The 26,764-nt window shown below is 65.7% G+C and carries 24 protein-coding genes; 8 read left to right on the forward strand and 16 right to left on the reverse strand.

Annotation, left to right across the window (positions count from 1 at the left end; translation table 11 throughout):
* Nucleotides 1-201: 201 nt before the first annotated feature.
* Entirely contained in the window at nt 202-1,527 is a 1,326-nt protein-coding gene (locus GUY30_RS16560; protein WP_167199995.1) for a hypothetical protein, read from the reverse strand.
* 106 nt (nt 1,528-1,633) lie between these two features.
* On the opposite strand from GUY30_RS16560, the gene GUY30_RS16565 reads away from it, so the two are divergent.
* Nucleotides 1,634-3,580, forward strand: a complete 1,947-nt coding sequence (locus tag GUY30_RS16565; RefSeq protein ID WP_167199998.1) for an acetate--CoA ligase — start codon at nt 1,634-1,636, stop codon at nt 3,578-3,580.
* Between the two features lie 75 nt (nt 3,581-3,655).
* Here the strand turns inward: GUY30_RS16565 and GUY30_RS16570 are convergent, their stop codons facing one another.
* Complete coding sequence (locus GUY30_RS16570) at nt 3,656-4,585, reverse strand: hypothetical protein (protein WP_167200001.1); 930 nt, start codon at nt 4,583-4,585, stop codon at nt 3,656-3,658.
* Nucleotides 4,586-4,670: 85 nt separating this feature from the next.
* Here GUY30_RS16570 and GUY30_RS16575 point away from each other — a divergent pair, with 85 nt between their 5' ends.
* Nucleotides 4,671-5,240, forward strand: coding sequence for a MarR family winged helix-turn-helix transcriptional regulator (locus GUY30_RS16575; protein ID WP_167200004.1), 570 nt, complete (start codon nt 4,671-4,673; stop codon nt 5,238-5,240).
* Nucleotides 5,241-5,337: 97 nt separating this feature from the next.
* Here the strand turns inward: GUY30_RS16575 and GUY30_RS16580 are convergent, their stop codons facing one another.
* The 4 genes from GUY30_RS16580 to GUY30_RS16595 form a co-directional block, all read right to left on the reverse strand.
* The gene (locus GUY30_RS16580; protein ID WP_167200007.1) at nt 5,338-5,823 is read right to left on the reverse strand and encodes an SRPBCC family protein; all 486 of its coding nucleotides are present in this window, start codon (nt 5,821-5,823) and stop codon (nt 5,338-5,340) included.
* A 148-nt stretch (nt 5,824-5,971) separates the two neighbouring features.
* A complete protein-coding gene (locus tag GUY30_RS16585; RefSeq protein ID WP_167200010.1) occupies nt 5,972-7,441 on the reverse strand; it encodes an LssY C-terminal domain-containing protein in 1,470 nt (489 codons plus the stop codon).
* Between the two features lie 144 nt (nt 7,442-7,585).
* The gene (locus tag GUY30_RS16590; RefSeq protein WP_167200013.1) at nt 7,586-8,635 is read right to left on the reverse strand and encodes a MerR family transcriptional regulator; all 1,050 of its coding nucleotides are present in this window, start codon (nt 8,633-8,635) and stop codon (nt 7,586-7,588) included.
* 168 nt (nt 8,636-8,803) lie between these two features.
* Nucleotides 8,804-9,493: a HEAT repeat domain-containing protein gene (locus GUY30_RS16595; protein ID WP_167200016.1), complete on the reverse strand. Its 690-nt coding sequence runs from the start codon at nt 9,491-9,493 to the stop codon at nt 8,804-8,806.
* A gap of 99 nt (nt 9,494-9,592) precedes the next feature.
* Here GUY30_RS16595 and GUY30_RS16600 point away from each other — a divergent pair, with 99 nt between their 5' ends.
* A complete protein-coding gene (locus tag GUY30_RS16600; RefSeq protein WP_167200019.1) occupies nt 9,593-10,276 on the forward strand; it encodes a GyrI-like domain-containing protein in 684 nt (227 codons plus the stop codon).
* Here GUY30_RS16600 and GUY30_RS16605 read toward each other — a convergent pair.
* Entirely contained in the window at nt 10,211-10,489 is a 279-nt protein-coding gene (locus tag GUY30_RS16605; RefSeq protein ID WP_167200022.1) for a hypothetical protein, read from the reverse strand. The two genes, GUY30_RS16600 and GUY30_RS16605, sit on opposite strands and share 66 nt — an antisense overlap.
* Nucleotides 10,490-10,599: 110 nt before the next feature.
* Here GUY30_RS16605 and GUY30_RS16610 point away from each other — a divergent pair, with 110 nt between their 5' ends.
* Together GUY30_RS16610 and GUY30_RS16615 are read left to right on the forward strand one after the other, a co-directional pair.
* Nucleotides 10,600-11,187: a peptidoglycan-binding protein gene (locus GUY30_RS16610; RefSeq protein WP_228281498.1), complete on the forward strand. Its 588-nt coding sequence runs from the start codon at nt 10,600-10,602 to the stop codon at nt 11,185-11,187.
* A gap of 112 nt (nt 11,188-11,299) precedes the next feature.
* Nucleotides 11,300-11,659 carry an ArsR/SmtB family transcription factor gene (locus tag GUY30_RS16615; RefSeq protein WP_025777104.1) on the forward strand — a complete coding sequence of 120 codons (360 nt, stop codon included), beginning with the start codon at nt 11,300-11,302 and terminating at the stop codon, nt 11,657-11,659.
* Between the two features lie 125 nt (nt 11,660-11,784).
* Here GUY30_RS16615 and GUY30_RS16620 read toward each other — a convergent pair whose 3' ends face one another.
* Genes GUY30_RS16620 through GUY30_RS16630 form a run of 3 tightly spaced genes read right to left on the reverse strand, consistent with a single transcriptional unit; the run spans nt 11,785 to nt 14,576 of the window.
* Nucleotides 11,785-12,720, reverse strand: a complete 936-nt coding sequence (locus GUY30_RS16620) for a DMT family transporter (RefSeq protein ID WP_167200025.1) — start codon at nt 12,718-12,720, stop codon at nt 11,785-11,787.
* Nucleotides 12,721-12,760: 40 nt separating this feature from the next.
* Entirely contained in the window at nt 12,761-13,999 is a 1,239-nt protein-coding gene (locus GUY30_RS16625) for a pyridoxal phosphate-dependent aminotransferase (protein ID WP_407645289.1), read from the reverse strand.
* Nucleotides 14,000-14,003: 4 nt separating this feature from the next.
* Entirely contained in the window at nt 14,004-14,576 is a 573-nt protein-coding gene (locus tag GUY30_RS16630) for a peroxidase-related enzyme (RefSeq protein WP_208091445.1), read from the reverse strand.
* Between the two features lie 129 nt (nt 14,577-14,705).
* Between GUY30_RS16630 and GUY30_RS16635 the strand changes: the two genes are divergently transcribed.
* A complete protein-coding gene (locus tag GUY30_RS16635; protein WP_167200034.1) occupies nt 14,706-15,011 on the forward strand; it encodes a cupin domain-containing protein in 306 nt (101 codons plus the stop codon).
* Between the two features lie 230 nt (nt 15,012-15,241).
* On the opposite strand, the gene GUY30_RS16640 is transcribed toward GUY30_RS16635, so the two are convergent.
* Nucleotides 15,242-16,723 carry a glutamate-cysteine ligase family protein gene (locus GUY30_RS16640; protein WP_167200037.1) on the reverse strand — a complete coding sequence of 494 codons (1,482 nt, stop codon included), beginning with the start codon at nt 16,721-16,723 and terminating at the stop codon, nt 15,242-15,244.
* A 127-nt stretch (nt 16,724-16,850) separates the two neighbouring features.
* Here GUY30_RS16640 and GUY30_RS16645 point away from each other — a divergent pair, with 127 nt between their 5' ends.
* Nucleotides 16,851-18,023 (forward strand): M20 family metallopeptidase, encoded by a 1,173-nt coding sequence (locus GUY30_RS16645; RefSeq protein WP_167200040.1) that lies wholly within the window; start codon nt 16,851-16,853, stop codon nt 18,021-18,023.
* 239 nt (nt 18,024-18,262) lie between these two features.
* Here the strand turns inward: GUY30_RS16645 and GUY30_RS16650 are convergent, their stop codons facing one another.
* Nucleotides 18,263-19,279, reverse strand: a complete 1,017-nt coding sequence (locus GUY30_RS16650; RefSeq protein WP_228281499.1) for an FkbM family methyltransferase — start codon at nt 19,277-19,279, stop codon at nt 18,263-18,265.
* Nucleotides 19,280-19,474: 195 nt separating this feature from the next.
* On the opposite strand from GUY30_RS16650, the gene menC reads away from it, so the two are divergent.
* On the forward strand, nt 19,475-20,599 hold the full coding sequence (menC, locus tag GUY30_RS16655; protein ID WP_167200049.1) for an o-succinylbenzoate synthase: 1,125 nt from the start codon (nt 19,475-19,477) through the stop codon (nt 20,597-20,599).
* A 59-nt stretch (nt 20,600-20,658) separates the two neighbouring features.
* On the opposite strand, the gene GUY30_RS16660 is transcribed toward menC, so the two are convergent.
* The 4 genes from GUY30_RS16660 to GUY30_RS16675 all read right to left on the reverse strand — a co-directional run bounded on the left by GUY30_RS16660 (nt 20,659) and on the right by GUY30_RS16675 (nt 26,529).
* Entirely contained in the window at nt 20,659-21,567 is a 909-nt protein-coding gene (locus tag GUY30_RS16660; RefSeq protein WP_167200052.1) for a cation diffusion facilitator family transporter, read from the reverse strand.
* A gap of 215 nt (nt 21,568-21,782) precedes the next feature.
* Complete coding sequence (locus GUY30_RS16665) at nt 21,783-23,522, reverse strand: flotillin family protein (RefSeq protein WP_167200055.1); 1,740 nt, start codon at nt 23,520-23,522, stop codon at nt 21,783-21,785.
* Between the two features lie 174 nt (nt 23,523-23,696).
* Nucleotides 23,697-24,158: a DUF3817 domain-containing protein gene (locus tag GUY30_RS16670; RefSeq protein WP_098731896.1), complete on the reverse strand. Its 462-nt coding sequence runs from the start codon at nt 24,156-24,158 to the stop codon at nt 23,697-23,699.
* A 253-nt stretch (nt 24,159-24,411) separates the two neighbouring features.
* The gene (locus tag GUY30_RS16675) at nt 24,412-26,529 is read right to left on the reverse strand and encodes a M28 family peptidase (RefSeq protein ID WP_167200058.1); all 2,118 of its coding nucleotides are present in this window, start codon (nt 26,527-26,529) and stop codon (nt 24,412-24,414) included.
* Nucleotides 26,530-26,764 lie beyond the last annotated feature (235 nt).

Consider the following 26,764-nt stretch of genomic DNA (forward strand, 5'->3'; position numbering starts at 1 on the left):
TCGACGGGTTCAGAGGCTGGGACCATTTGTCCAGTACTGTGCTAAACCCTTTTCAACATCGTAGGTTCGCTGGTCGTAAACAGCAATGGACGAGTCTCATAGACAGACCACGCACAGCCAGGGGTCGTGCCTCACATAGATTTCCGCGCGGAACTCTTCGCTCTCAAACGTCGACACTCACCCCACGTCGGCGCGAGGGCTTCAGAGCCGGTACTGGTTGTTCTCCTCGGCTGAGGGACCTCTGCGTTCCGGTGCCTGGTCTTCCGCAGTCTCGTCTTCGACAGGCTCTTCTTCAGCCGAGTCTGCAGACTCCTCGGCCTCGTCCGGCATCTTGCCGGAGAGCGCGTCGGCCGACATTCCGGGTTCACCGGTCGGCGGCGCCTCGAGCGAGGAGCCGCTCGCGGATTCGTCGAATTCCTCGGGGTCGAGCGTCGCCGGGTCTTCGGCGGGTCCTTCGAGTTCGGGGTCGGACGCCGAGGCGGACCCGCTGTCACTGACATCGTCCTTATCCAGTGACGAAGCGGACATGGTCACGTTCGTCGTATCCGCAGCCTGTGGGGCGGCGGGCTGGCCCGGGAACGACGGCGGCATCGGCGGAGGCGGCGGCAGTTCGGACGAATCCCCTGACTGCGCGGCTGTCTTCTCATCGGCTTTCGACGGGATGTTTTCGACACCTTCTGCACCGGCGGCATCGGCGGGTGCGATGGGCTTGACTGCCTCTGCGGGCTGCGCGGGCTTCACCAGCAGATCGGGCTTCGCAGACTCAGTGCCACCGGTCGTGTCCTCGCCAGATTTCGGTGTTTCGATCGGTGCCGCGGCTTCATTCGGGGCAACTGCTTCGGACTCCATCGCATCCGCGGGCTGCCTCTCATCCTGCGAGGTCACGTCGTCTCCGGTTCCGTCCGATTCCAGGGACGATTCCGTTTCCCCGTTCGGATCGGCGGCACCCTCGGTCGCATCATCGTCGGCGCCGCTTTCGGGATTATTCTCCTCAGAGGTCGAGCCGTCAGTCGCTTCGGCGTCTGTGGCAGCGGAAGGCTCATCATCGGCACGGTCACCGGCCTGGTCGGTCCCTTCGCTCTCGAAAGACGCTCCCTCGGTGGGAGCCGCCTCCGCAGACTCACCCTCGGCAGCCGAATCACCTTCGGCAGCAGGCGCGCCCTCAGAGGCCGACTCACCGTCGGTGGAGGTCGCCTCGGAGGATTGGGCGGTCGATCCCGGCAGGGCACCGTCGACGCCTTCGAGGCTCACTCCCGCCTCGGCGGCGAGTCGGGCACGTCGTTCGGCACGGGCCTTCGCTCGGTCGTCTTCGCTCTTCTGCGCCTTGGCCTTGGCCTTCGCCGATTCGCCCTTCGGCTGGGTCGGGCGCACGGCCTCCCAGATGAGCAGGACGACGAGCATGGTCAGTCCGACGATGACGCCCATGAGGATCGAACCCCACGGTCGCGCCATCGCAAAGAAGTCGAAGATGGCGTTCAGACCGAACATGACCGCCAGGCCGAGGATCAGTGCAACCAGGAATCTCATAACCCCATTGTGCCCTCTCCTGGTCCGAGTGCAGGGAAATGGGTCGACTTTCGTGCCGATGGCACTCCCCGAGGATGTGCACCCCACCTCTTCACATCACTGTGCCATGCGTCACAATAGGATCATGAACACCACCGAGAACTCCGCACCCAGCTACGACGACGTCGTGTCACGCATCGCCGAGGACCCCGAGGGGTTCTGGCTCGAGCAGGCCAGGAACCACATCGACTGGATCACCGAACCGACGAAGGCCGTCGACGATTCGAATGCGCCGATCTATCGCTGGTTCCCCGACGGCGAGCTCAACGTCTGCTACAACGCGATCGACCGCCATGTCGCGAACGGCCGCGGCGATCAGGCCGCCATCATCTACGACTCGCCGGTCACCGACACCGTCCGTTCAATCACCTACGCAGAACTGCTCGACGAGGTCTCCCGCTTCGCGCGGGCTCTGTCCGACAAGGGCGTGACCAAGGGCGATCGAGTCGTCATCTACATGCCGATGATCCCCGAGGCGGCCGTGGCCATGCTCGCCTGCGCCCGCCTCGGCGCGATCCACTCGGTCGTCTTCGGCGGCTTCGCCCCGAACGAACTGGCCGTGCGCATCGACGACACCGCCCCGAAGGCCGTCATCTCCACCTCCTGCGGTGTCGAGAAGAGCCGAGTCCTCGAATACAAGCCGATGCTCGATGAGGCGATCGAGATCGCTGAGAACAAACCGGACTTCACCGTCATCGTCCAACGAGACGAACACCGCTGCGAACTCGGCGAGACCGACCTCGACTACGCCGAACTGCTCGACCAGACACCCGAGGGCATCGACCCCGTGCCCGTTAAGGCCACCGACGAGCTCTACGTCCTCTACACCTCGGGCACCACCGGCAAACCGAAGGGAATCGTCCGCGATTCCGGCGGATACGCGGTGGCCGGCGCTTTCTCGATGCCGACCGTCTTCGGTCTTCAGCCCGGCGACACGATGTTCACCGCCTCCGATGTCGGGTGGGTCGTCGGGCACACGTACATCATCTACGCACCCCTGCTCGCCGGCGTCACCTCGGTGCTCTATGAAGGCAAACCCGTGGGCACCCCCGATGCCGGAGCCTTCTTCCGCGCCATCGAGCAGCACAAGGTCAACGTCCACTTCACCGCCCCGACGGCCATGCGCGTGGTGCGCAAGGAGGATCCGAACGGTGAGTTGATGAAGAAGTACGACCTGTCGTCCCTGCGTGCGGAATTCCTCGCTGGGGAACGTCTCGATCCCGACACGTACGAGTGGACGACGAAGATCCTCGCCGAGGCGACCGGACGCGACATCCCCGTCGTCGACAACTGGTGGCAGACGGAGACCGGCTGGCCGATCACGGCCAATCCCCTGGGACTGAACCGATTCCCCCTCAAAGCAGGGTCGTCGACGAAGCCGACTCCCGGCTTCCAGGTCGAGGTCGTCGACCCCGGCGGCAAACCCGTTCCGGCCGGAGAGGAAGGGCTCATCGTCATCAAGCTGCCGCTGCCTCCGGGCACCATGGCAACCGTGTGGGGCGATGACGAGCGGTTCATCTCCTCTTACCTCGCCGCCTTTGACGGCTATTACCTCACCGGCGATTCCGGCTACCTCGATGAGGACGGCTACGTCTTCGTCATGGGCCGCACCGACGATGTCATCAACGTTGCCGGTCACCGCCTGTCCACCGGCATCATCGAGGCGGTCGTCGCTTCCCACCCGGCCGTGGCCGAGGCAGCTGTGATCGGCGTCCACGATGACGTGAAGGGGCAGATCCCGCGTGCCCTCGTCGTCCTCGGGGATTCCGCCGAGGCGGCCGACCCGGACACCGTCGTCGACGAACTCGTGGCGCTCGTGCGCAAGGAGATCGGGCCGGTCGCCGCATTCAAACGCGTCGACATTGTCTCGGGTCTGCCGAAGACCCGGTCGGGCAAGATCCTGCGCAAGACGATGCGGCAGATCGCCGACGGCGACGCCGATCCGGCAGTGCCCTCGACGATCGAAGATCGCAGCGTTCTCGATGATCTCGGGGCGGTGCTCGCCCGCAGCTGAGAAGCCGGAGCCTTCAGCACGCAGACGCGATCCGGTGCGAACCTCGGAGGTTCGCACCGGATCGAGGCGGTTACGTTACGAGTTGCGCCCCTGTTCGAAGCCCGCGGCGAATCCGCGCTCGAAGGCCTCTTGGACCTCCTGTTCGCGGCTGCGACGCTCATCGGCCCAGCCGAAGGGGTCGAATCCTCGTCGGCCCGGTCCGAAGCCAGGACCGAAGTTCGGGCTGAACCCGCGGCGTCCGCGGCCTCCCCCGCGGCGGTCACGATCGCCATGCCCGTGCGCCTCGTGGCGGTCAGGGCCGCCTCGGTGATCGTCGTGATTATGGAAGCGTTTGTGATCGTGCGGTCCGTCGTGGCGGTCTGAGTCGTCTCCGCAGCGGTCGGGGCCGAGGTTCTCGACGATCTTCGACAGGGAGGCTTTGAGGTTCTCGAACTCTTCGGAGGTGAGCACCTCTTCGATGTGGTCGCCGACTCCGTCGCGCATATCGCGGAAGCGCTGGCGCAGCTCTTCGGGATCGATGTTCTTCGACGGACCCCAACCGCCCCGCCCGCGCGGCGGACCGTAGGTCACCGGCTCTTCGGGGTAAGCGGCACCGTCGGCGACCACTTCATCGGAGTCCCAGCGACGACGTCCGCGCCGCATGCGCCCGAAGTCGCGAGGGTCGAATCCGGAGTCCGCCGCGACCGAACGGAATTCGCGGCGCAGCACGTGGCTGAATTCGCGCAGCAGCTGCGGCAGATCGGCGTCGGTGTCATTGCTCTTGTCGTCGCCCGAACCGGCGTCGCCCACAGGTTCATCGCCTGCGGTCGCGGCATTGTCCGCGTCGACTGCGTCTGCCGCGCCGAGCTTGTCGCGACCGGCATCAGAGCGTGAGGCATCGCCCGTGGCGGTGTTCTCGTCTGAGTTCATAGAGTCCTCGCTGCCTTTTGCGCCGGCGCCTGCTGCGCCTGCGGTCGGGGTGGTGAAGTCGTCGTTGTCATCGTTGAAGGCTTTGTTATCGGTCATGTCATCTCCTTAGTTGTCATCTGACATGTACATGCAGAATGACATGCAATTCGATTGCATGTCAAGTAGCATGTAAAATCGAATCATGAGCACGAACGATGACATTCAGGCGATCGCCGAGGCGCTCACCCGACTGCAATGGCGGCGCGGGCCCGGCGGTCCGCGCGGATTCGGACCCTTCGGCGGGTTCGGTGAGCACGGTAGACCCGCCGAACGCGGGGGGTTCGGTGAGCGCGGAGGATTCGGAGGCGGTCGGCACTCAGACGACTTCCCCTTCGGCGGCAAGCGTCATCCCGGCGGACCGTTCGCCGCACACGGCCGCGGGCGTGCGCTCATCCGCCTGCTCGTCTCCCTCGTCCAGGCGGGCACGGCACTGGGAGTCAGCGCGCTCGGCGATGCAATCGGCGTCGATCAGCCGCGCGCGTCCCGACTCGTGTCCCAAGGTGTCGAGCTCGGCTTCCTGCGTCGCGAGGCCGACCCGGATGATGCCCGGCGGACCCTCATCGCGCTGACGGACAAGGGCCGCGCGATCACCAACAGGTTCCGCGGCGCTCAGCGTGAGAACGTCGATCAGGCGCTGAGCGCATTCACCGAGGAGGAGCGCGCTCAGCTGGCCTCGCTGCTCACTCGTTTGGCGGATGCCTGGCCGAAATAAGCGTCTCGGCGCCACTCCGGTCAGTCGGCCGTTGACTATTCCGGGCAGACGACTGCTGACAACTCCGGTCAGAACGCGGCCTGCCCGGAGCCTGACCTCAGCTCTCAGCGAGCTGTTTGAGTCGCTTGAGTGACGCGAGCAGATTCTGGGCCGTTGTCGACTGTGCCCGCGGCAGGCGCTGAGGATCGCGCAGCTCGGTCCAGTCATAGGTGTGACGGACCAGGACCGAATCATCCCCTGTCGGTTCGATCTCCCAGACCCACTTCTGCCCGAACGGCTCTCCCCCGACCTCGGAAGGCTTCCAGGCGATGAGCCTGCCCTCGGCGAAGTCGACGATGTGGTTCTCGCGGTCCACTCCCATGGTCAGGGTCGTGAAGAAGGAACCGCCTGTCCCACGCACCCGCTGACCGTCGACGGCCGAACCGAGGTTGTCGTTTCCGTCCCATTCCGGCTGTCGCTGCGGATCGGCGATGAGGTCGAAGACCGCCTCGGCGGGGGCCACAATCTCGATCTCGGCGGTGACCACCCTGAGGACCGGATCGATCGAATCGAAGACGGAAGCATCGGGGGTCTGGTCGGTCATGGAGTCCTGCCTTCGTGTGTGGTCCTGCCTCGGCGTCGAGCTGGGCTGCGGAGTGGATCGGACACGGTCAGAATACACGCGCCCGCCATCGCGGTCCTCCGGCCGACGGCCCCGCCAACGTGGCCTTCGGTTCCGCGAGTCTCCAGCCTCAGTCCTCGAGCGCGCGGTCCTGGCGCTCGGCGCGCAGGGCCGCCGTGCTGAACCGGGTGAACATCCGGGAGGAGTCGCTCGACAGCGCCAACAGCACTGCCACCTGCATCGCGATCGTCGTCAGCGCGTACATGTTCGTCGCCAGGTCGCGGTCGCCGGTGAAGTAGTTCGTCATCGACACGATCACAGAGATCGTCGAGAGAGTGAGGATCCACAGTCGGGCCCGGTTGCTGCCGCGGAAGACCGAGGTCGAAGCGATGACCTGCAGACACCCGATGAGGAGACTGACGCCGACAAGCACTCCCGCGACGATGCGCGTGGCAGTGTCGTCGCTGACGGCCGCGATGTCCGAGCTGTAGTCGACGACTTCGGACCGCAGCCCGTTCCAGTCGAGGAGCATGCTGATCACGTCCCACGCTTGGAAGAGCAGCAGGACGAGCACGAGGGCGGCCCCGACGACGGTCTGCAGGGGGCGCCGCCGCCACAGCGTCTTCGTCACTTCGGACACGCTGCGAGATTCGGAGTAGATGCTGGTGGCGTCGAGGGCCAGCTCCAAACGTTCCGGATGGTCGGCTTCGTCGGCGACCACCTCGGTGACGTCGACGATCGGCAGGTGCCCATCGGTGATGATCGAATCGCCGCCGCCGTTGCGAGAGTGGTATCCGGTGGAGAAGTCCTTGATCCGATCGACCGAGATCGCGTCGTTGACGCTTGTGACGGTGTCGACGATATGGTCGCGTTCGACGTCGGTGTTCTCTTCGATCTTGTGGGTGAACTGGAGGGTGAACAGGGAGATGCCGACGGCTTTGTCGTAGGTACCAGCGGCCAGCCAATCGGCCTGATGACCGCCGGGCAGCAGCCATCCGCTGGGGCATTTCCAGAACCGCACGTGGTGACGCTGCCCCGGATCGCCGTCGACTTCCTGCTGGTAGGCGAAGTCCTGGCGTCGACCGAACAGCAGCAGCGGGGACACCGGAGCCTCCGGGTAGCTGCGATTCGTCACTGTCGAGCGGATGATCTCCCACGTCGAAGCGGGGGTGATGCTGTCGGCGAGGATCCACCCTGCTTCCCGCATCGCGTGGTGGATCTGCGCTTCCTCACCGCGCCAGGCGAGGTTGACCGGATCGCCGAGCAGACCGTCGGAGGTGCGGGTACGGCCGATGAAGTAGTTCGGCACATAGATCTGGGACAGGATGCGGTGCAGTCTGGGCAGAGCCAGGTAGGACACGACTCCCCAGAACACGAGCAGCGTCAGCACCTGCCACCAGCCGAGGCTGAATCCTTTGAGCAGGATCAGCAGCGCCAGCCAGGTCGAGGCCGCACCGGCGAAGAGGAAGAACAGGTAGTCGAGCACCCCGGTGGGCGTGAAGTGGTGTCGCCGAAAGATGAACGGCTGCCTCAGCCGCCGTTTCTGCCCGACCGCCGCGCCGGCTGCATCCGTTCCACTTGTCGTCCCTCCCGTTGCCATGGGCGCCAGTTTAGCCAACCGACTGACGCGCCCGGAATGCGGATTCCCGCCTTCCCCTCACCGAGGTGACCCCACCGGAACCGCTCACGCTCGTCCCTCGTGGGCCGCCTAGCCCCCGCGCCGAGGCGGCCGGTCCGCATCCGTTCACGTTCGCCGTCGACGGCGATTGAGTTCGGCGCGCGCGGTGGCCGCGAGTTCCGGACTGCAGTCGTCACTGAGCTCGGCGATGAGGTCATCGCTGTCGTCGCCGGAGATCTCGAGGAGGACTTGGAGCACTCGGAACCGCGTCGTCGTCTCGCTCGATTCAGCACGTCTGTGCAGTTCGGACAGGATCCCTTCGCCTATGTCGGCATTCGGTCCGGCCGCCTCAACGATGGTGCCGAGGGTCTCCGCCGCCTCGATGTCCTTCGGCCCGTTCATCGCCAGGTCGAGCAGCACGGGCACAGCCTTCGCATCACCTGCTTTTCCGAGGGCGAGCGCGGCGATGCTGCGAATGTCGGAGTCGACGTCGTCGAGCCCGACCTCCAGCGCGTGCCGGATCATCGACGTCGAGTGCGAGCTGAGCTTCTCATCCGGTGTGGTTCTGCGGATCTCGTCGAGGGCGAGCAGCGCGTTGCGGCGTACCTGAGCGGATTCGTCGTCCATTCCCTTCACCACATGCGGCACGGCTTCGGCGCCGGCTTGGGCGAGCGCCCATCGCATGGCCCCCGCCGCGTTGAGCACGGTCTCCTGCAGGACCGCCTGCGCCAGGGTCTCGATCGGCATTCCTCCGTCGACTCCGCTGCCGAGTGCGGCCTTGTGCCTTTGAATGACGTCACGCGATTCGAGGGAACGCATGAGATCGATGGTGTAGAGGAGCGATCCGCCATCGGTCCGGCCGAGTCGAGCGACGGCCTCCAGGTGGTCGAGCAGACGCTGCTCCGCCGCGATCCGCCCCCGCGTTTGGGCGATGAGGTCGCCGAGCACGCTGCCGGGGTCGAAGTCAGGCTCGGACAGCACCCGACCGACTTCGGTCAGAGACATGCCGAGCTTGCGCAGACCCTCGATATGGAAGATGCGACCGATATCGGAATCGGAGTATTCGCGGTAGCCGCCGGACGTCCGCTGGGTGGGTGCCACAAGCCCGAGTGATTCGTAGTGGCGCAGCATGCGCGCGCTCACACCGGAGCGCCGGGCCACCTCGCCGATGAGCAATTGCCACCTCTTCTCTGCTGCTTCTCACTCTATGCCGCAGCCGCCGCCCGTAGGGAGCCCTGGCACTGCATCCATGCGCCGGGGGAAGGGATCCGAGACTCCGGCCGTGTGTCGGCGGGCTTGCCCCACTCGCCGACACACGCACGATCGGACCTTCCCTGTACCGATCTAGACCGTGGTCTCGGATCCCAGTGCGACCACCCGTTTGGCTGCGTCCAAGGCGTGAGCGAAGCCGGCGTCCGGGTCATCGAACATGTCCCGTGTCGCCATGGCGTGAGCCCGCACTGTGTCGTCCTCTGCGTGAAGCTTCTCATCGACCACTGACACGAGATCCTCGCCGAGGGCCACGATCGCTCGGCTGAGGCTCTTCTGCATCTCGATATCACCCCGGCCCAGCTGCATCACCAGGGATGATGCCAGTTCTTCACGATTCTCACCGGGCACCAGGGCAACGGCGGCTCTCCACGCACTGCGAGCCACCTCGGTGTCGGGATGGGCGATGAGGGCCGTGCCGATCCGGGCCGGATCCATGGCCGGCCAGGCCCGGACGTCGCCGACCTTCGACAGAGTGTGCAGGGATTGGCTGATCGCCTGCGGCAGCGGCGAGTCGAGTTCGGCGACGAGGCGGGAAAGGGTGTCATCGGCGGGCAGCCGGGTGAGCGCCCAGGTGAGCATGTCGCGGACGAAGAAGTCCGGTTCGACGCGGCACCGGGCGATGAGCACGTCGAGATCACGGGGCTCGGCCCGCGTGCCGATCGCCATCGCTGCCTGCAGCCGTTGCTGCGGGTGCGATGCGCTCAGCGCGTCGACCAGGCGATCGCCGGTGTCGGTCCGGAGGTCAATGAGTGGATGTGTCATGGTCTCCACCTCCTTAGTCACCCAGTGAAGACCCTGACATCGTGTCAAGGTCAAGCGGACTAGACTCATTTCATTCCCGACCCCGGAATGGAGCCGGGCATGGACAAGGTCGACTTCAAGAGATCGCTGCCGAGCTTCCGCGCGAAACAGGGCCGGTTCGATGTCATCGAGGTGCCGGAAATGCAGTACCTCGTGATCGACGGCCACGGTGACCCGAACACTTCTCCCGATTTCACAGCGGCAGTGACCAGCCTCTATCCGCTGGCCTATGGGCTGAAGTTCTTCAGCAAGCTCGAACTCGGTCGCGACTATGTGGTGCCACCGCTCGAAGGGCTGTGGTGGGCCGACGACATGGCGACATTCACGAGCGCCCGGGACAAATCCGCGTGGTACTTCACGCTCGTGCTGCTCGTCCGGGACTGGTTGGACGGCGGACATTTCGAAGGCGTTGTCGACACTGTCCGGGCGAAGGGATCGGAGCCCCGCCTCTGCGAGGTCCGGTTCGAGACCCTGCGGGAGGGACCGTGCGTCCAGACCCTGCACATCGGTCCTTTCGACGACGAAGGGCCGGTCCTTCAGCACATGCACGCCGACGTCATTCCCGATGCAGGGATGACGATGACGGGCAAGCATCACGAGATCTACCTCAGCGACGTTCGCCGCACCGCGCCGGAGAAGCTGCGCACGATCCTCCGTCAGCCGGTAGCGCCACAGGGCTCAGCCGCCGCTCGACCAGCCTCCGCTGACCGGGGCGGTGGTCCTCACTCCGGCTCCGCCGTCTGAGTCGGCACCTGAGCTCGCGTCGGAGGATGAGGACCCGACCTGCGAGGACTCCGGGTTCGGTGACGAACCAGTCGACGGCGACTCTGCGGAAAGGAAGATTACGGCGACGAGGATGCCGGCAACGGTCAGGATGCCGACAGCGACGAAGGAGAAGACCACGATGAGGCAGGTCATCAGAGGTGGGCGGTTATTGCGCCGAACGATTCTCACCATGGCTCAAGCCTAATGGGCGCCGCTCGCTCCACCGCGCCGTGACCTTCCTGTGACAAAAACCTCGGCGTGGTCTCATGAGTCCTTAAGTTTGTTGCATTATCGTTATATTCATGCCTCGTCTGACTTCATCTCGCAAGGGCCGTCGGTCCGTGCTCACTGGTGCCCTCATCGGGCTCGGGGCGGCAGTGATGGCACTGGTCGTGGGCGCCGTCATCATCCTCAATTCCCCCGTCTCGTTCGGTTCCACGAAGATCAGGCAGATGCAGATGGCTTCGGTCAATCAGCTCAGCGAACAGCAGATCGACAACGCTCGCCTCATCATCGGCGTCGGCCGCGGCGGCAATTTCGACGACCGTGCGATCCGCATCGCTCTGATGACGGCTCTGCAGGAGTCCTCGCTGCGCAATCTGGATTCCGGTGATCGTGATTCGGTCGGACTGTTCCAGCAGCGCCCCTCCCAGGGATGGGGCGAACCGCATCAGCTCACCGATCCCATCTACGCGGCCAAGGCCTTCTACGGGATCAACCCCGAGGTCGAGAACCCGGGGCTCAATCAGATCAATGGCTGGGCCTCCATGACACCGACCGAAGCGGCACAGTCCGTGCAGCGGTCGGCTCTCCCCGACGCCTACGGGCAGTGGGAGTCCTTGGCCGACGACCTCCTCGGCACGCAGGCCGACGTCGAAGCGCTCGACTGACGCGTTCGCAGTCGGCGCCACCAGACGCCTTCGACCGACGTCCCGGCAGACGCGGCCGCCTCGCGGACTCCGATATCGTATGACCACGCCGGTTGTCCGGTAATCTGCACTCATGGCTTCCATTCCCGATTCCGTTCCCGTCAATGACGAGGTCGAGCAGCTCCTGCTCAACCCCGAGGACCATCTCGAAGCCATCACCGAAACCGCCGACCTCTTCAAGGCACTCGCCACACCCTCCCGGCTGAAGATGCTGCTCGTCCTCACCCATGGCGAGGCCACCGTCACGCACATCGTCGAGGCGACCGGTCTGTCCCAGCCGCTGGTGTCCCAGCACCTGAAGTTCCTCCGCGGGCTCCACCTCGTCGGAGTCAACCGCATCGGCCGCGAAGCCTACTATTCGCTCAAGGACGACCACGTCGCCCACATCATCGTCGACGCCATCGCCCACACGATCGAGGCCCACGAACACTGAGTCCCGCCTGGGGCGGGGCTTCCACAGCAAATCCCTCGCCGAGGCGGCCCGCCGTTCCCCGGCTCACCGAGGCAGCCTGCTGTTCCCGTCTCACCGCGGTGGTCTGCGGGTCCGATGGCACTGCGCTACCGTCGTCGGCGACGCTTCAGGGCCTCCGGTCCCCCGCCGACGACCCACACGATGAGGGCCACGAGGACGGCTCCGACCCACTGCCCCGCCTGCAGCCGCTCGCCGGCGATGAGCGATCCGAGGACCACCGCTGACAGCGGTTGGAGCAGCATGAGCGCCGCGGTCATCGGCACCGGCACCAGCGGGCTGGAGATGCTCAGCAGCACCCACGACAGCGCCTGACCGCACACGGCCAGGGCGATCATCCACCCCCAACCGGCCCAGCCGAGGTCGAAGTCGAGCCCGCCGAGAGTCAGCCCGGCCACCGCGGTCATCACACCGGCCGCGATCGTGCCCACCTGAACCGGGGCGACGACGAAGTCTCCGGCGACCTTGCGGCTGTGGTGGATGCCGAAGATGTACACACCGTAGAGCACACCGGACAGAACCCCGAAGATCGCTCCCCGCGTCGGATTCGCCGCCGTCTCATCGGCGCCGAACACCCCACCGGTCAGCAGCATGCCGATGAACATGATCGGCACGCAGCCGATGAACAGCCACCCGGGCCTGCTCCCTCCGAAGATCCACACCAGCGCCGGGAACACGATGACCTGGACGCTGATGAGGACCGTGGACACACCCAGACCGGCGTCGAGCACGCTCTGTGCCCACAGCACATAGTCGATGCCGAGTGCCGCTCCGGAGACCGCAGCGATGATGATCGCCTTCGGCGGGAACCGTCCGTGCCTGCGCAGCTCGAGCACCGCCAGCGGAGCGAGCACGACCACGGCGATCCAACACCGGAGGAAGGCAGCGGTGGGGGCGGTCGCCTCGGCGAGGATGACGAACAGCCCGGCCGATCCCAACAGGACGGCGGCCATGATGATGCCGAGCACCGGCAGGGCCTTCGGCGCAGGAGGCGGCCTTCCAGCCCGCGTCTGAGGTGAGCTCATCGGGCCGCCTCGGCGGGGCTCATCTCTCGAACCTGAGGACTCATCCCATAAAGTCGAGGATGCGGTCGATGGCCTCGGCCGTCCGGTCCGCTCCGACGGCCAACGACAGGCGGACCGAACGGGAGCCGTCGACGGAGTCGAAGTCGTCTCCGGGAGCGAGCGCGACGCCGGTGGCTTCGAGCACCTGCGCACACCACTGACCGGCGGTGTCGAGCCCTGCGCGGTCGAGGATGTCGTCGACGCGGGCGTACATGTAGAAGGCACCGTCGGGTGGGGCCATCTCGCCGAAGCCGAGGTCGTCAGCGGCACTCAGCACATGCTCGCGGGCGCCGGCGAAAGAGGCCACAGCGGCCTCGCATTCGGCATACGACTCGTCGGCGAAGGCCGCAACCGCCGCGTACTGCGCCGGCACCGGGGCGCACAGGGAGAGATTGCCGGTGACATTCTGAGCCGGGCCGACGAGTGCTTCGGGCAGGATCGCCCAGCCCAATCGCCACCCCGTCATCCCCCAGTATTTCGAGAACGAGGAGATGACGATCGCGTTGTCGTCGTGGGCCAGGGCGCACTCCCCGCGGGTGCCGATATAGCTGATGCCGTGGTAGATCTCGTCGGAGATCACCTGCACCCCATTGTCCCGACACCAGTCGACAAGTTCGCCGAGCGCCTCGGGGCCGATCATCGTGCCCGTCGGGTTCGCAGGCGACGCGAGCATGAGTCCCTTGAGCGGGGCCTCGGCATGGGCGGCGGCCAAGAGGGCGACGGTGGGCTGGAACCCCTCGTCGGCGCCGCAGTCGAGTTCCACGACCTCACAGCCCAGCGCGGCGAGGATGTTCTTGTACGCACCGTACCCAGGCCGGGCCAGAGCCACCCGGTCACCGACGTCGAAGCAGGTGAGGAAGGTCGTCTGGAACGCCCCCGAGGACCCAGTGGTCACGGCGATGCGGTCGGGTGCGATGTCGAGTCCGTACCAATCGCGGTAGTGGGAGGCGATGGCCTCCCGTAGTTCGGGGATGCCGAAGATCGGCGAGTACCCGAGTCCCGTGCCGTCGCGAGTGACCTCGGCGGCGCGGGTGAGCACGGGGCTGGGCGCGCCCTGGGTCGGTTCGCCCAGGCACATCGCGATGGTGTCGCGGCCTGCGCGCTGCATCTGCCCGACGGTGGCGACGATGCCCATCGCCGCGAAGGGTTTGACGAGTCCCGAGCGGGCGGAGGCGGCCGGACCGGAAACGGCGGGGGCGGACGTGGTGGGGGCCGCCTCGGCGGGGGTGGATGAGGTCATCGGTTCACTTCTTCTCATGCGGGAGGCGGCCGAGGGTGTAGAACTCCGGATTCGGGACCATCCCGGAGATGTGGGCCATGCGGTTGGACAGGCCGAAGAAGCCCGTGATCGCGGCGATGTCCCAGGCGTCCTCGTCGTCGAATCCGTGCTCGGCGAGTGCCGCATGGTCGGCTTCGCCCACGGCCCACGGTTCCTCGCAGACCTTGACCGCGAAGTCGAGCATGGCCATCTGACGTGGGCTGATATCGGCCTGACGGTAGTTCACGGCGACGACGTCGGCGATGAGGGCGTCCTTCGCGAAGATCCGCAGCATCGCCCCGTGCGCGACGACGCAGTAGAGACACTGATTGATCGCCGAGGTGGCCACCACGATCATCTCCCGATCCGCCTTGGTCAGATTCCCCGTCTCCTTCTCCATGAGCGCGTCATAGTAGGCGAAGAACGCGCGGAATTCGTCCGGTCGGCGGGCCAGGGCGAGGAAGACGTTGGGCACGAAGCCCGACTTCTCGGCGACCTCGAGGATCTGGGCGCGGATGTCATCGTCGACGTTGTCGATGTCAGCAAGTGGGTATCGCATATCCCTCATGCTAGCCCGGGTGGATCGGTTCGGGTCGAGCCCGTTCAGGGCGATACAGTGAGGGCATCAGGTCCGTCCCGGCTTCGGCGCGATTCCGCTGGGGCCGTTCACGTATCGAAGGAGATCAGCATGACCGCAGACAGTGCAGCAGACACCGGTTCGACCGGCGATGTGCAGCTCGACAACGGTGTGTTCCGGGTGACGAAGTGGACGATCCGTCCCGACGGCGTCATCCCGATGCACAAGCATGAGTACGAGTACGTCGTCGTGCCGATGGTCACGGACACGATGCTCGTGCGCAATTCGGACGGCACCGAGATCCGCGCCGAACTCGAGGCCGGAGTCTCGTATTCGCGTCCGGCAGGGTCCGAGCACGAGGTCTCGAATCCCGGAGGCAGCGCCGACGTCGTCTTCGTCGAGGTCGAACGCCTCTGAACCTCCGGCCGCTGCCACGCTTCGATCGAGTGGGTGACACCGGTCGCCACGGCTGCGGTTGCGCACAAGCGACGCGTACAGCGCTCGCTTAGGTGGGCGAAATGGTCACGCCCACCGCTGAATTCCGTGACCATTTCGCCCACCTAACGCCGGGTATTCGCCCCCGACCGGTGCGAACCCACCTCTAGGAGTCACTCCACCCCGAGACGCATCTGGCCTCAGCCGCACCCTCAGGAAGTGGGGATCTCCCAGGTGTGGACGGGCTTCCCGGTCGCCTGGTTCGCCAGGTAGGCGTCCATCATCGCCCTGATGCCCTCCGCGCGTTCGGGTGAGTCCTGTCGGCTGTCGGGGGCGAGGCTCTCGAGGGCCTTGAGCTGCCAGGTCGCGCCGTTGACGCGGTTTTCGGCACGGCCTTCGATGATCGACATGTATTCGTCGATGACGTCCTTGTCGATGTTCAGCCGTGACAGTCCGCGCCGGGCCTGAGGTGCGAGCACATCGGTGACGAGGTCGGCCACGCCGATGCGGCCGATCTTCGGCCACGTCACTCGGGCCTCGATTCCGTCCTTGGCGCAGGCGATGAAGTTCTCCTCCGCTTCGGCGAAGGACATCCGCGACCACACGGGACGGTTCTCACCGACGAGGAATTCGGCCAGGCCGTAGTAGAAGGCCGCATCGGCGACCATGTCGACCGGGGTCGGTCCGGCCGGCAGCAGCCGGTTCTCGACGCGGATGTGGGCGCCGCCGTCACCGGAGTTGTAGATGGGGCGGTTCCAGCGCCATACGGTGCCGTTGTGCAGATTGAGCTCGAAGAGCTTCGGGGCGTCGGCGGCACGGAATTCGACGAAGTCCTTGATCTCGGGCAGCAGCGGCGGGAAGTAGCGGACGTTCTCCTCGAAGAGGTCGAAGACGCTGGTGATCCACCGTTCGCCGAACCACACGCGGGGACGCACACCCTGGTTGACCAGTTCGGGTGTGCGGGTGTCGATGGACTGCGCGAAGATCGGGATCCGGGATTCGTGCCACAGCTTGCGGCCGACGAACAGCGGTGAGTTCGCTGCCATCGCCACCTGCGCCCCGGCGATCGCCTGCGAGGCGTTCCAGGCGTCGGCGAATCGGTTCGGCGCCACCTGCAGGTGCAGCTGCATCGACGTGCAGGAGGACTCCGGAGCGATATCGGAGAACTCCGCCTTGTACCGCTCTTCACGGCCGAGTTCGATGCGGACGTACTCGCCGCGGGCGTCGATGACCGAGTTGCTCAGCGCCTCGTACCGGTTCTCCTCGGTCATCCACTTCTCGTCGGTGAGGAACTCGGTGGTCAGGGTCGGCAGGGTGCCGATCGACACCGCCTTGAGTCCGTCCTCCTCGGCGGCCTTCTGCGCTTTCTCCAAGCGGTGGGCGACACCGGCCTCGAGGGTCTTCAGCCCGCGCCCGGCCACCTGGAGCACCGGATGATTGAGTTCGAGGTTGAAGGCGCCGATCTCCGATTGGTACTCGTCATCGAGTCGAGCGAGCACCTCCTTGTTGCGCAGGCTCGGCTGGTTGCCCTCGCCGACGAGGTTGAGCTCGAGTTCGAGCCCGATCGTCCCCGCCGATTTGAAATCCGCATGACGAAGGTAGGTATCGAAGAGCTCGAGGTTCTCCGCGAGCTTCTCCCGATACAGTGTGCGTTCCTCTGGCGTGTACCGCTTCGAGCTGACTGCCTCACCCATAGGACTAGCAAACCACAGACGGCTGGGTTTGTGCGCGGCCGTTGTGCGGGCGGGGCGTGCATCGCCTCCGTCCTGCACCATCCGGACACCTGCGGTGTCGGCAACCGCCGTTCCGTAGACTCGCATCATGACTTCGACCACATCACCCGCACCCCAGCCCGCTGACTTCGTCGAACAGGCGAAGCGACGCTTGCCCGACATGCTCGCCGACATCGAACGCGTCATCTCCCTCGAGACTCCCTCACATGACAAGGCGGCCGTGGCCGCAGGTGCACGGGACTTCGCCGCGCTCCTGAAGGACCGCCTCGGCGCCGAGGCGGAGCTGCTCGATATCGACGGCACGGCCCACCTGCGCCTGCGCTTCGGCACGGGTCCCGCCCGAGTCGTCCTGCTCAACCATCAGGACACGGTGTGGCCGCACGGCACGCTCGAGCGCATCCCCTTCTCCACCGCGGACGGCATCCTCCGTGGTCCCGGCAGCTTCGACATGCTCACCGGGGCGATCATGAGCGTGCACGCCACCGCAATCGTGGCCGACCACCTCGGCGAGGGCGGGCTGGACGGTCTGTCGATCCTCGTCACTGGTGATGAGGAGATCGGGTCGGTGTCCTCCTCGGATCTCATCCGCGCCGAGGCGGCCGAGGCGAAAGCCGTGTTCGTCATGGAGGCGAGCGCCGACGGCGCGCTCAAACTCGAGCGCAAGGGCACGAGCGACTACGTCCTCAAGTTCACCGGCAAGGCCTCACACGCCGGCCTCGAGCCGGAGAAGGGCATCAACGCGGGCATGGCCCTGGCCCTGACTCTGCCGTTGGTGGCCGATCTGGCCGACGCCGAGGCGGGGACGACGGTGGTGCCGACCGTGATCAGTGCGGGGACGACGGCGAACACTGTGCCAGCCGAGGCCCGGGTGAACATCGATGTGCGCGCCCGCACCGCGGCCGAACTCGAACGAGTGGATGCGCAGATCCGCGAACTCGCCGCGAACCCGCAGGTGGAGGGCTCGACGACGGAGATCCTCGGCGGGATCAACCGGCCCCCGTTCGAAAGGGAGCAATCGGCTGCGCTCTTCGACCGGGCGACGGCTCTTGCCGGCGAACTCGGACTGCCCGCGCCACAGGGAGTGTCGGTGGGCGGCGCCTCGGACGGGAACTTCACCGCCGGCGACGGCATCGCCACCCTCGATGGGCTGGGTGCCGTCGGCGATGGAGCGCACGCCGAACATGAGCACGCTGTCATCGACGAGATCGCCCCGCGCACCGCTCTGCTCGCCGCTCTCATCACCGATCAGCTGCAGGGCTGAAGGGGGTCGGGGGCCGCGGCTCCTCCCTCTCCGCAGTTAAGTGTGAGCAGATTGCCGGTTTCGAGCCGAAAATGTGCAATCTGCGCACACTTACCTGGCGGTAACAGCAGTCTGTAGGCGCCGACCTGGCCCGCCGCCGCCATTGATAGTGGCGAAGAGTCCGAAATTCCCCCTGAATTCGGACTCTTCGCCACTATGAACGCAGGTTCACGCTAGTTTCGCTCCCTGCGGTCGCCGGTTCAGTCGACCGGGTACCCGGCGGCGCGCATCTCGTCGGGCGACTTCAGCGTGAACAGCCAGTCGCGCAGGTGCGCATCGGGCCTGATCGTCGTCTTCGCGTACAGCCGGTCTTCGCCGACGAGGTAGTAGTGGTAGCCATGCTCGCCGAGGTGGCCCATGAGTTCTCGCGGCTCCGCGCGGTCCTCGAGCACTTCGCACAGAATGTCCGGGTGCACTGCAGCGAGGAATTCCTGCCCGTGGGCGAAGACGTCGTTCTCCCCGCCTTCGACGTCGATCTTCACCGTCACGCGCGGCCTCTCGCTCCGATCTGAGCCGGCGGGAATGTCATCCTCCCCCGCCTGCGGCTGTGCGTCTCGCCGCCCCGATTCCCCTGCCAGCACCGCGGGAAGGAGAGCGTCGAGGGAGGTGAAGCGCACCTCGGCGTCGGAGTCGAACTGCATATCCGAGGAGTAGAACGACGGCAGCGCCGATCCCCCATCCCCGATGGGCACCTTCATCCAGGTGTCGGGGCTGCCTACTCCGGTCGGGTGGACGGTTGCCCGGCGATTGAAGCCGTTGCGGTCGATGTTCTTCTCCACGCCCGCGACCACTGCGGGGATGATCTCGAAGACGTGAGCGCGCACATTCTCGTTCGCGGCGAGGACCGCCATGGTGAAGACCCCGGTGTAGGCGCCGATGTCGAGGAAGACGTCCGCGTCGGCGCTGAGTGCGACCATCAGGTCGAGGGCGAACGCGTCTTCGGGTTCGGTGCGCCGGCCCTTCCCCCAGTAGAACTCCTTGGCGATCTCGCAGCGGAAGGGTTCGACGAGGATGAAGTCCGCTCCGCCTGCTCTGCCGCGGATTTCGGTGAGTTCGATGGGAGCCGGGAGTCGGCCGATCTTCAGCCCTCTGAACCGGGGCGCGATCGTTCGCAGCAGAGGATGGAGCGCCGGCTGCGCGAGGGCGGTTTTGACCGGCAGCTTGAGGCCGAACCAGGACTGTCTGCGCGCGGTGAAAGTGCGCAGGTGATCGTTCACGACGGTGGCCCCCTTGCTGACAGGAAGACTTTTCCTCACACTATCAATGCTCGGCCCGCCGCTCCAGGGCTCCCGACCTAAGCGGTCCAGAGCTTCGGCCCAAGCACTCCGGCCTCCGACCTCAGCTCTCCACGGTCCTGGCATAAGGTGGAAGCGAAGACCCATCCGCCCCGTTGCGAAGCAGGAGCCCGGCACATGAAGCTCAAGTCAGTCACTCTCCACCAAGTATCGATTCCTCTCGTCACCCCGTTCGAGACCTCGTTCATGAGGGAGACCGAGAAGGACTGCTACCTCGTCGAAGCGCTCTTCGACACTCCGCAGGGTGAGATCACCGGGTGGGGAGAGTCCGTGGCGATGATCTCTCCGCTCTACTCCTCCGAGTACGTGGCTGCCGGGATCGATGTCACTCGCCGCTGGCTGGCTCCGCTGCTCTTCGACGTCGACGACCTCAGCGCGGAGACGGTGTCGTGGCACCTGCGTCACGTCATCGGCCACCCGATGGCGAAGTCGGCGCTGGAGATGGCTGTCATCGAGGCTCAGCTGAAGATGCACAACCAGTCGTTCAAGGACTACCTCGGCGGAGTCGTCGACTCCGTGCCCTCGGGAGTGTCGGTGGGCATCCAGGATTCCGTCGAGGAGACCGTCAAGGTCATCGGCGGCTACCTCGAAGAGGGGTACGCCCGGATCAAGCTCAAGATCAAACCCGGCAAGGACATCGCCCCGGTGGCCGCCGCGCGCAAGGCCTTCGGCGACGATTTCGGTTTCCAGGTCGATGCCAACGCCGCCTACACCCTCGTCGATGCCGCACATCTGCGACGCCTCGATGAGTATGGTCTCCTGCTCATCGAGCAGCCCCTCGGCGAAGCCGACATCCGCCAGCACGCCGAGCTCGCCAAGCTCATGGACACCCCGATGTGCCTCGACGAGTCGATCGTCTCCGCCGAGGCGGCCGCTGACGCGATCATGCTGGGAGCCACCTCGGTGATCAACATCAAGCCCGGACGTGTCGGCGGGTTCATCGAGGCGAAGAAGATCCACGATCTCGCCGCCGCCCACGGGGTGGCCGTCTGGCACGGAGGAATGGTCGAGACCGGCTTGGGGCGGGCGGCGAATGCGGCGCTGGCGTCACTGCCGGGCTTCACACTGCCCGGCGACATCTCCGGATCGAACCGATTCTTCCACGAGGACATCACCGAGGAGATCGTCATGTACGACGGCAAGGTCGATGTGCCCACCGGCGTCGGCTTCGGCGTCTCGATCGACCTGGAGAAGCTCGAGCGCTCCCGCACGGATTTAGTGGAGATCCTGCCCGGACGGTGATCCACCTTCGCCGAGGCGGCCCACCCCTGATCGGTCACTGATCGACAGTGTGGGCCGCCTCAGTCGTGGGTGTGGGTCTCCTCGGCGGCATCGACGGCCCGGTCGAACTGGAAGGTCGAGTGTTCGATCGCGATCTTGTGATGCTCGGTCAGGCATTCCTGCAGCGCCTTGAGGATACGCGGGGCATGCCCGTCATAGAAGCAGTCATCGGCGAGAACGACATGAGCGGTGAGCACCGGCAGGTTCGAGTCGATGCGGGTGATGTGGAGGTCGTGGACTTCCTGCACATGCTCGACCGCTTCGAGATGCTCGCGGACCTTGTCGAGGTCGAGCTCCTTCGGCGCCTCTTCGAGCAGGATCGACCCGGTCTCGCGCAGGATGGCGAACGCCCTCGGAACGATGAGTGCCGCAATGATCAGGGCGGCCACGGCGTCGGCACGGTCCCAACCGAAGAGCCAGATCGCCAGGGCAGCGAGAATCACGGCCACCGAGCCGAGCGCGTCGGCGATGACTTCGAGGAACGCCGCTTTGATATTGAGGGAGTCTTCCTTCGACGAGCTGAGGATGACGATGGAGACGAGGTTTCCGACGAGGCCGATGGCGCCGAAGATCAGCAGGCCCGGACCGGGCACCTCCGGCGGGAGGAAGAACCGACGGATCCCTTCGATGAGGCTGTAGACGCCGAGGCCCAACAGCAGAGTCGCCTGCGCTCCGGCCGCGAGCACTTCTGCCCGGCGGAATCCCCAGGTCTTCTGTCCGACCGTCGGCCTGCTGACCAAGCTCGCCGCGAAGAGTGCGATGCCGATGCCGATGAGATCGACGGCGTTGTGGCCGGTGTCGATGAGCAGCGCGAGACTGCCCGTGACCACCGAGCCGATGAGCTGAAACACGAAGATCGTCGCGACGATGCCGAAGACGATCCGCAGCTGCCGCCGCGAACCCGAACCATGCGCATGATCGTGAGCCATAGATACCTCCTCGACTCAACACATTAACATATGCACATTTATTTATGCATCTAATCAATCTCGACGAAGAATAAGAGCACACCGGGCCCTTGCCGCAGGGCACATCGTCGCCCGGCCGCCCAGCACCGTAGCGCGCGCCACTGAAGAAACGGCCGCCGAGGATGTCCTCGGCGGCCGCTGCCTGCATGATGTGGTCGCCCCTCCCGGGGCGGCGGTCAGCTCTGGGTGCCCTTGCTGTCGTCGTCCCGATCATCGCCGGGCTCATCGCTGTCAGGGATATCTGCCGCATCCGCCCCGGACGCGCCTGAACCGCTCTCGTCGAGGCGGCGCTTCGCCTCATCGATATAGGCCTGCACATCGAAGCCGGTGGCCTTCTTCACCTCGTTTCCGATCCGGTCGAGATCGACGCCGCTGTCATCGAGGAAGGCCTTCGGGTCGAACCCGGCGCCTTTCGATCGCGGACCAGCAGACGCATCGTCTGCGACGACTCCGTCGACGACTTCGTCCGAGGCGAGGCCCGTCCCGGACGAACCACCTGGGGTGTTCCCGCCAGGACCGCCGTTTCCACCGGGCCCGCCCGAATCTTCACCGCTCGCGCCGGCTCCACCGGAGCTCTTCGCCTTGGCCACGAGGTCGGTGAGGTCGACACCGGTCGTTCCCCGCACGACTTCGAGGACCTGCGAGAGGTTGTTCGACACGGAGTTCGCGAGCTTCGACTCGCCATCGGTGGACACGATCGAGAGGTCCTTGATGTTCGCGTACGGCGCGACGAGCTCGCCGGCCACGGTCGGCAGAACCTCGAGCACCTTCGACAGCACGGCCGCGTCGTTGAACTGCTTGTACGCCTCGGCCTGAGCCCTCAGCGCTTCGGCTTCGGCCTCACCGCGAGCACGGATCGCATCAGCTTCGGCTTCGCCTTCGAGGCGGATCGCTTCGGCGTCCTTCGAGCGGCGATGCAGTTCTGCGGCCGCCTCGGCCCGACCCTGCGCCTCGATCTCGTACGCACGGGCGTCGGCGGCGGCCTGCTGCCGGTAGCGTTCGGCGTCCGCGGGTCGGCGCACCTCGGCGTCGAGCTGTTCGGCACGCAGCTCCGCAGCTTCCTTCGCCACGATCCGGTCCTTCTCGAGCAGCTTCTGCTTCTCGGCCGCGGCGGCCAGCGGGCCGGCGTTGTCGGCAGTCGCCTGCCGCTGATCGGCCTCTTCCTTGAGCGCAGCGCGGCGCAGAGCCAGCTGCTGCTGCTGTTCGGCGATCGCCTGATCGGTCAGCGCCTGCTGCTTCTGCGTCTCCTCGTTCTGCTGCGCCTGCTCGACGGCCGACGCACGGCCGGCGTTCGCCTCGGCGATGGCGGCGTTCTTCGCCACCTCGGCGGCCTGCGGGCGACCCCAGTCGCGCAGGTAGCTGCCTTCGTCCTCGACCGCCGAGATCTGGAACGTGTCGATGATGAGGCCCTGGTTGTTCATCGAGTGCGCGGATTCCTCCTGCACCTGCGCGGCGAAGGAGGCGCGGTCCTGGATGATCTGCTCGACGGTGAGCGTGCCGACCACGGCGCGCAGGGTACCCGAGAGGATCTCCTTCGAGTAGTGGTCGATCTGGTCCTGCTGGTCGAGGAAGCGCTGTGCGGCCTTGCGCACATCATCCTCGGTGCCGCCGACTTTGACCTGGGCGACTCCGCGCAGACGCAGGGCGATGCCGTTGATGGAGATGCCGTCGATCTCGACGGAGATCTGCCGCGAGGACAGCGACAGGATGAACGCCTTCTGCACGATCGGGTAGACGACCGAGCGGCCACCGATGACGATGCGGCCGGTCCCCGAGGCGCCCGAGGCGTTCCGGCCGGTGATGATGAGCGCCTCGGACGGTGAGGCGATCTTGTACGAGCGCAAGATCACGAACAGCGCGATCAGGATGATGATCACGAGGACGCCGATTCCTCCGGCGCCGAAGAGCAGGTCCATCAGTGGGCCTTTCATCGCAGTGGGATGTGCCGACCGACCGATCGCCGGCCAGCCCCTTTCATCCTAGGCCAGCCCACTGCGTCGCAACAGGGCAGAAACTCGCCGAGGCGGCCGGCCCGGTCGTCTCTCGCGCGGCGATCGTCAGCCCTCGCCCCACCGGCGCAGTGATCAAGTTCACTTGCCCCATTCGCCGGGAGGGCCAGCCAGCAGCAGACCCGAGAAGACGAGGATGACGAAGATGATGCCCAGCCCGATGGCCAGCCAGGGGTTACGGATGCACCACGAGGTGAGCTTCTCGAACCAGGTCTGCGGGGTACGACCGTTACGGCCCAGACCCCAGTCGCCTTCAAGGGATCCAGTCTTCTCCACCGACCGCTCGAAGGGAATCGTGGCGTAGGGAATGATCGCCGACCCGAGGCCCGTGGCGATGCGCCGTTTGCTCCACTGCTGCGAGGCGCCGACGCCGATGACGGCGATGACGAAGCAGATGAAGATGAAGCCGTGGATGCCTCCGCCGATCCGCACTCCCACCTCGGTGGTTTGGGTGACGTATTTGAGGAACATGCCGATCAGCAGCAGAGTCCAGGTGACGGTCTCGGCGATGGCGAAGAAGGTGAAGAAACGTTTGGGAGTCACAGAAGACCATTGTCCCTTGACGGGTTGGGCGTCAGCTGAAGACCGCCGCCGACTGAGCGGAATCGTCTCAGTCCGGAGTTCCACCAAGTCGGAGTCCACTCCCCCGGTCCAGTCAGGTCACGGACACAACTGCGCGGGCCGGTGACCTCCTCGGTCACCGGCCCGCGCAGTTCGTGCCCCTCACCGAGACGGCGCGTCATCGTCGATCAGATCTCGACGAAGCTCCGCCTCGGTGACGGTGTGATTCCTCTGCTCAGCCGCGGCGGCGGCGCGAACCCAGCGTCATCGCCAGACCGAGCGCGATGAGCGCTCCGGCCGACAGGATCAGCGGCAGGGCTTCGTTGCCGGTGCGCGGCAGGTCTCCTCCGCCGCCACCGTTGCCGCCGTCACCGGCTCCGGGTCCGTCACCCTCGGCGACAACTTCGAAGGATCCGGTCAGCGGGTCTCCGCCTTCGCAGTCGACGGTGACATCGTAGGTTCCGATGTAGCTGTCGACCATCGACTCGTCGAGTCCGCGGACTCCGAATCGAGCGGTGCCGTCGTCTCCGACCTCGGCGGTCTGTTCGAACGTCTCGATCTTCCCGTTGTTCGGGGTCACCGTCATCGTCGCCGTGGTGTCAGCAGTGCAGCCGGTGGCCGCGACCTGGACGCCCTTCTCACTGACGAAGTCCGGTGCTTCGATCGTCTTCGGATCGATGCTCAGTGCTCGTTCGTCAGGAGCCTCGGTCGGCGTCTCCGTGGGCGGGTCTGTGGGATCCGTGGGCGGAGTCGTCGGTTCGGTCGGAGGATCCGTCGGCGCGTCGGTGAGGTCGTAGGCCAGCGTGTGGACGGCGAAGCCGATAGCGGGAGCGAAGATGTCGATGGACTCCTTGCTCACGTTCTCGATCGTGTCCGTGGGCTGGTGGTAGTTCGTGTCGTGCTTCTCACCGACGGTGCCGCCGAACATCTCGGCTTCCTCGGCGGTCTTCGTGCCGTCGGCACCGGAGAACAGGCCGCTGGCAGGGATGCCGTTGTCGATGAACGCCTGGTAGTCCGAGCGCCCGGAGAAGTCGGTGCCGACGTTGGGCTGGTCGATATCGGCAAAGTAGTCGGTGAAGACCTTCTCGAGTTCGGCCGAGCCTTCGGGGACGTTGACGCCGTCGGGGATCGGCACATCGGAGCCGTCGGAGTCGAGCGTGCCGACGATGTAGTTGTCAGAGCCGATCATGTCGAAGTTCATGTACGACTTGACCTTGCTCAGCTCAGCATCGTCGAGGCTTGCGACGTACTCCGTCGACCCGACGAGTCCGACCTCTTCTGCGCCCCACCAGCCGAAGCGGATGGCGTTGTCGACCTCGGTCGGCTGTTCGGCGAGCGCTTCGGCCGAAGCAAGGAGTGCCGCAGATCCGGAGCCGTTGTCGTTGACGCCCGGGCCTTCTTCGACGCCGTCGAGGTGGGCACCGAACATCTGGACGTTGTCATGGTCGCCGGCCTTGGTCTCGGCGATGACGTTCCACGTCTCCTTCGTGGTGAATTCGGTCTCGAGCGTGAAGTCGGCGGTCAGGGCCGCAGCTCCGGCGGCCGCGTCCTCTTCTGCAGCCGCATCCGCTTCATCGGCCTCTTCGGCCCCCTGGCCGAGCCCGGCCTCGGCGCCTGCCTGACTTCCGGCTTCGGTGCCTGCGGCTTCGACCTTCTCAAGGAGGTCAGTGCCGACGTTGTAGGTGACCGTCACCGTCGGGGCGCTGCCCTCCATGCGACCGCCGAGGGTGGCGTTGAGCTCTTCGTCGGGGTTGGCTTCATCGTTGTTGTAGATGATGACCGCCGCGGCACCGGCGTCGGTGGCGGCCTTGGTCTTGTCACCGAAGGCGCATTCGCCGCGGGACACGAGTACGAGCGCCCCTTCGGCGCTGTCATCGTAGTCGCTGGCCTGGCAGCCGAGCTGTCCGCCGGCGAAGTCGCTGTTGTCGTCATCGACCGGCAACACGACGGGCAGATCGGTCAAAGGCCCGGTCGTACCCTCGGTGTATTCGGCGGTCGTGACCTTGACCTCTTCTCCGTCGACCTTGACGTCGACGGTGCCGAAGTCCTGGCTCTCGACGTCGAAGGCCTGACGCTTCACGTCGAACGCTCCGGTCGCCTCGAGGGTGGATTCGACGTATTCCACGGCTTCTTCGTAGCCGGGCGTGCCCAGCGCACGGTGACCTTCGTCCGCGTGCTTGGTGGAGATATCGGAGATCTTCTGCAGATGCTCCATCACAGCGTCACCGTTGACGCCCATATCGGTGTGTTCTGTCGGTCCGGCGGTGCCCGCCGCCAATGCCGGGCTCACCCCGCCGAGGACCAGACCGGCCGTGGCGGTGACCGCCAGCCAGCTCTTCGTGCGCAACTTCATGGAGTTCCTTTCGTTCCTTTGTCTGTGTCCAGAGGAATCGCACATGACGGCGCACCGGAAGCGACCGCCACGGCATGACTGCTCGTCCATACCGGTGTCGGCCTCTTTACAGCTGCGCTTGCGGGGAAGCTCGATTCTGACGCTTCGCTATGACTCGTCATTGGTAACGAATCACATGCTTCTATAACGAAACGGTGACACAACTCACATTGGTCATTAATCTAACGCACCACAG

The organism is Brevibacterium pigmentatum (assembly GCF_011617465.1).
Lineage (GTDB): Bacteria > Actinomycetota > Actinomycetes > Actinomycetales > Brevibacteriaceae > Brevibacterium > Brevibacterium pigmentatum.